Raw genomic sequence first — 3,789 nt, forward strand, 5'->3', positions numbered from 1 at the left:
CCCTCGGAGGCGAGGAACTGCACCGCCTCGGCCAGTTCGCCGGGCGCGGCGATTCGGCTGAGCGGCGTGTGATCCTCGATGTCCTCGCGGTAGCCGGAGTTCTGCTGCAACGCGCCCTTGAGGCTCGAGGACATGACCGAGCCGAAGGCGACCGCGTTGACGCGGATGCGGTGCGGCGCGAGGGCGACGGCAAGCGAGCGCGTCATCTGGTCGAGCGCCGCGGACGAGACGGAATAGGCCATGAGATCGGGATGCGTGCGTCGCGCGGCGATCGAGGACATGTTGACGATCGCACCGACCTGTCCCTCGGACTGTCCCCCGGCCTGCTTGATCATGCGCCGGGCGACGATCTGGCTGAGGCGCAGGCTGGTCAGCAGGTTCTGTTCGATCAGCGCCTCGGTGGAGTTGTCTTCCGGGTCCAGCGGGTCGGAGGCGAGCATCTGCCGCGAGGCGTTCACGAGGATGTCGACGCGGTCGAAGGCGTCGATCGTGGCCGAGAGCAGGTTGGCGAGCGTCAGCCGCTCGCGCAGGTCGCCGGCGAAGTAGCGGATCGCGTCCTCCTCGGCGCGCGCGCCGAGCTCATGGGCGAGCGCCGCCTCGTCCACGTCGGCGAACATGACGTTGGCGCCGCGGTCGACGAAGTGACGCCCGACGGCGAGGCCGATGCCGCGCGCGGCGCCGGTGACGATGGCGGTCTTGCCCTCGATGGAAAAGCTCATGTGTCTGCCTCTCGTGGCGGGTCAGCGCCCGGGACGGGTGGGCCGCACGGCCTCAAGCACCTTGAAGCGCGCATTGCCCGCGATCTCGCGGGAGCCGCGGAAGCGCCGCGCGAGCTCGGCCTCGTAGGGCAGATGGCGGTTGGCGACAAGCCAGAGGCGCCCGCCGGGGGCGAGGATCTCCGCCGCGGCGGCGACGAAGGCACGCCCGAGGTCCGGGTCCGGCGCGCGGCCCTCGTGGAAGGGCGGATTCATCACGATGCCGCCGGGCGCGTCCGCGGGGCGCCACGTCCGGGCATCGGCCCAGTGGAAGCGGGCGCGCGGGTCGGTGACGTTCTCGCGTGCGCAGTCGAGCGCGGTGCGGTCGGCCTCGACGAGGTCGAGCCGCTCGATGCGATCGCGCTCGAGCAGGCGGGTGGCGAGATAGCCCCAGCCCGCGCCGAGGTCGGCCATCCGGGCGGGAAGTTTCGCCGGCAGCGACCCGGCGAGCAGGACGGAGCCCGGGTCGGGCCCGTCGGCGGAAAAGACACCGGGCGCCGTGACGAAGCCCTCCGGCGTGGTCTGCCGCGCCGGGCGGCGCCAGTCGCCGAGCGTGCCCTCGGCGGGAAACCAGAAGAGCTTGCCGTGCGCCTTGGAGATCGGCGCGGAGACCGAGACGCGCCGGCGCAGGTCGCGCAGGAGCGCCTCGACACCGTCGGTCTTCTGCCCGTCGACGATGACCGGCCCGCCGGGGGTGACGGCCGCGTCGGCCGCGGCGACCAGATCACGGGCGAGCGCCTTGGCGCGCGGCAGCATGACGAGCGCGGCGGCATAGGCGCCGGCGAGCGCCGTGGTCACGGGGTAGCCTTCGCGGGTGCGGGCATCGTGAGCGGGCTGACGGGGCTCGACGAGTTCGACGCGCGCGGCGGGCAGCGGCGCCAGATCAGCCGATTCGCCCGGATAGAGGACCGCGATCCGTCCCGACTCCGGCAGGGGAAGGGCGCCGTCGTCCAGCGCGAGCCTGAGACGGGGCGCCGTCATGCCGCGGCGCCTATTCCTTTTCCATCGTGCACTGAAGCGGGTGCTGATGGCGGCGGGCGAAATCCATGACCTGCGCCACCTTGGTCTCGGCGATCTCGTGGCTGAAGACGCCGACGACGGCGACGCCCTTCTTGTGCACGGTCAGCATGATCTCGAAGGCCTGCGCGTGGCTCATGCCGAAGAACCGCTCGAGGACATGCACCACGAATTCCATCGGCGTGTAGTCGTCGTTGAGCAGGAGCACCTTGTAGAGCGGCGGGCGCTTGGTGCGCGGCCTGGTCTCGATGACGACGTTCGTGTCCGCCCCGTCCCCGTCGTCGGGCGGGCCGGACATCGCGTCGGGGGTCCGGATCGCAAAGCTCATGGGACTGTCGTGCGTTAGGGCCACTCGGGCGCAATATAGCCGCTGATCCGCTCGAGAAAAGAGGGCGACCGACGTCGCGCGCGAACGGGCACGCGAACGGGGGCGCTCCGGCCCGGCGCAGGGCGCCTCCGGAGGTGCTGCGCGGAGCTGAAACGGCGCGGCGGGGTCCTGCACGCCTGCGACACGACAGCGCCACGCGTGTTGGGGTTTGTCGGGCGCTCTGCCTGTGGTAGTGTCGCTGCCAAACAATCAACGACCGGGCATGACGACCCGGGTCGAGGCAGACGAGGCAGAGACAGTGAGCAAAGGGTTCCGCCCGCGGCCCGTGCAGGCCTGCGTCGTGGTCGCGATATCGCTCTGGATCGCGGCGATCGCGCCCATCGGCGCGTCGGCCGCGCCATATGCCGCACTGGTGATGGATGCGCGCAGCGGCGAAGTGCTGCACGCCTCGAATGCCGACACGCGGCTTCATCCCGCCTCGCTCACCAAGATGATGACGCTTTACGTCGTCTTCGAAGCGGTCGAGAACGGTGAAATCGGGCTCGACGACGCGGTGACGATTTCGCGTGCGGCGGCCTCCGAACCCCCTTCGAAACTGGGACTGCGCGCCGGGCAGACGATCAAGTTGCGCTATCTCATCCGCGCGGCGGCCGTGCGATCGGCCAACGACGCGGCGACCGCGCTGGCCGAGGCGATCTCCGGCTCGGAGGCGGCCTTCGCGCGGCGGATGAATCGCACGGCGAAGGCCATCGGCATGAGCCGCACCACCTTCAAGAACGCGCACGGGCTGACCGAATCAGGTCATCTCTCGACGGCGCGGGACATGACGGTGCTGGGGCGGCATCTCTTTTACGACTACCCGGAGTACTACAACCTCTTCTCGCGGCGATCGACACATGCCGGGATCAAGTCGGTCCCCAACACCAACCGACGTCTTCTGAACGCCTACCGGGGCGCCGACGGCATCAAGACCGGCTACACGCGCGCCGCGGGCTTCAACCTGGTCGCCTCGGCCGAGCGCGGCAGCGAGCGGGTGATCGCCACGGTCTTCGGCGGACGCTCCACGGCGACGCGGAACCAGCGCGTCGCCGAGCTTCTGGATCTCGGCTTCCGGAAGGCGCCGACCCAGGTCGCCGTGCGCCGTCCGGCGCGCCCGGCCTACGTCGGCCCCGAGGTCGGCGGGCGCAGCGGAAAGACCGTTCGCGTGAGCGGGCTGGTCACGCGCTCGCTCCGGCCCATGCCGCGACCGGGTGCGACCGACGATGTCGCGGTCGAAGTGGCCCTCTCTGCGCAAGCACCGGAGATCGCGACGAACAGCCCGGTGGCCGAAGGCGACGCCGATCAGCCGGGCGCGAGCCCGGCACCGGCGCTGCGCCCGGCCCGGATCGCCGCCACCCCAGAGCCGGCCCGGCGGCCCGAGGTGCTGACCCGCGTCGCGTCTGCCGGAAGCGGCAACTGGGCCGTGAACCTTGGCCGGTACCCGTCGCGCCACCACGCGGAACAGGCGCTGCTGACGACCGCGCTGAGCGATATCGCGTCGCTCGACGGCGCGCTGCGCGAGGTGGTGCGGCGGTCGGGCGGCTTCGACGCGCAATTCGTCGGGCTGACGCGCGAGGGGGCGGATCGCGCCTGCCGCCGGCTGCAGGCGCGGGAGCTGACCTGTTTCACCGTCGCGCCCGGCTGAGCGGG

Annotated in this window: 4 protein-coding genes; 1 reads left to right on the forward strand and 3 read right to left on the reverse strand. The window is 71.3% G+C overall.

What is annotated here, in order from left to right; genetic code table 11:
* The 3 genes from ACESL7_RS14055 to clpS form a co-directional block, all read right to left on the reverse strand.
* Positions 1–719, reverse strand: a 719-nt coding sequence (locus ACESL7_RS14055) for an SDR family NAD(P)-dependent oxidoreductase (RefSeq protein WP_372893931.1), incomplete at its 3' end; no start/stop codon positions are given.
* 21 nt (positions 720–740) lie between these two features.
* Positions 741–1,736, reverse strand: coding sequence for a class I SAM-dependent methyltransferase (locus tag ACESL7_RS14060; protein WP_372893932.1), 996 nt, complete (start codon positions 1,734–1,736; stop codon positions 741–743).
* 10 nt (positions 1,737–1,746) lie between these two features.
* Complete coding sequence (gene clpS, locus ACESL7_RS14065) at positions 1,747–2,070, reverse strand: ATP-dependent Clp protease adapter ClpS (protein WP_372893934.1); 324 nt, start codon at positions 2,068–2,070, stop codon at positions 1,747–1,749.
* Positions 2,071–2,362: 292 nt separating this feature from the next.
* On the opposite strand from clpS, the gene ACESL7_RS14070 reads away from it, so the two are divergent.
* Positions 2,363–3,784: a serine hydrolase gene (locus ACESL7_RS14070; RefSeq protein ID WP_372893933.1), complete on the forward strand. Its 1,422-nt coding sequence runs from the start codon at positions 2,363–2,365 to the stop codon at positions 3,782–3,784.
* Positions 3,785–3,789: the final 5 nt, after the last annotated feature.

The organism is Rhodosalinus sp. (assembly GCF_041685465.1).
In the GTDB taxonomy this organism is placed as follows: domain Bacteria; phylum Pseudomonadota; class Alphaproteobacteria; order Rhodobacterales; family Rhodobacteraceae; genus Rhodosalinus.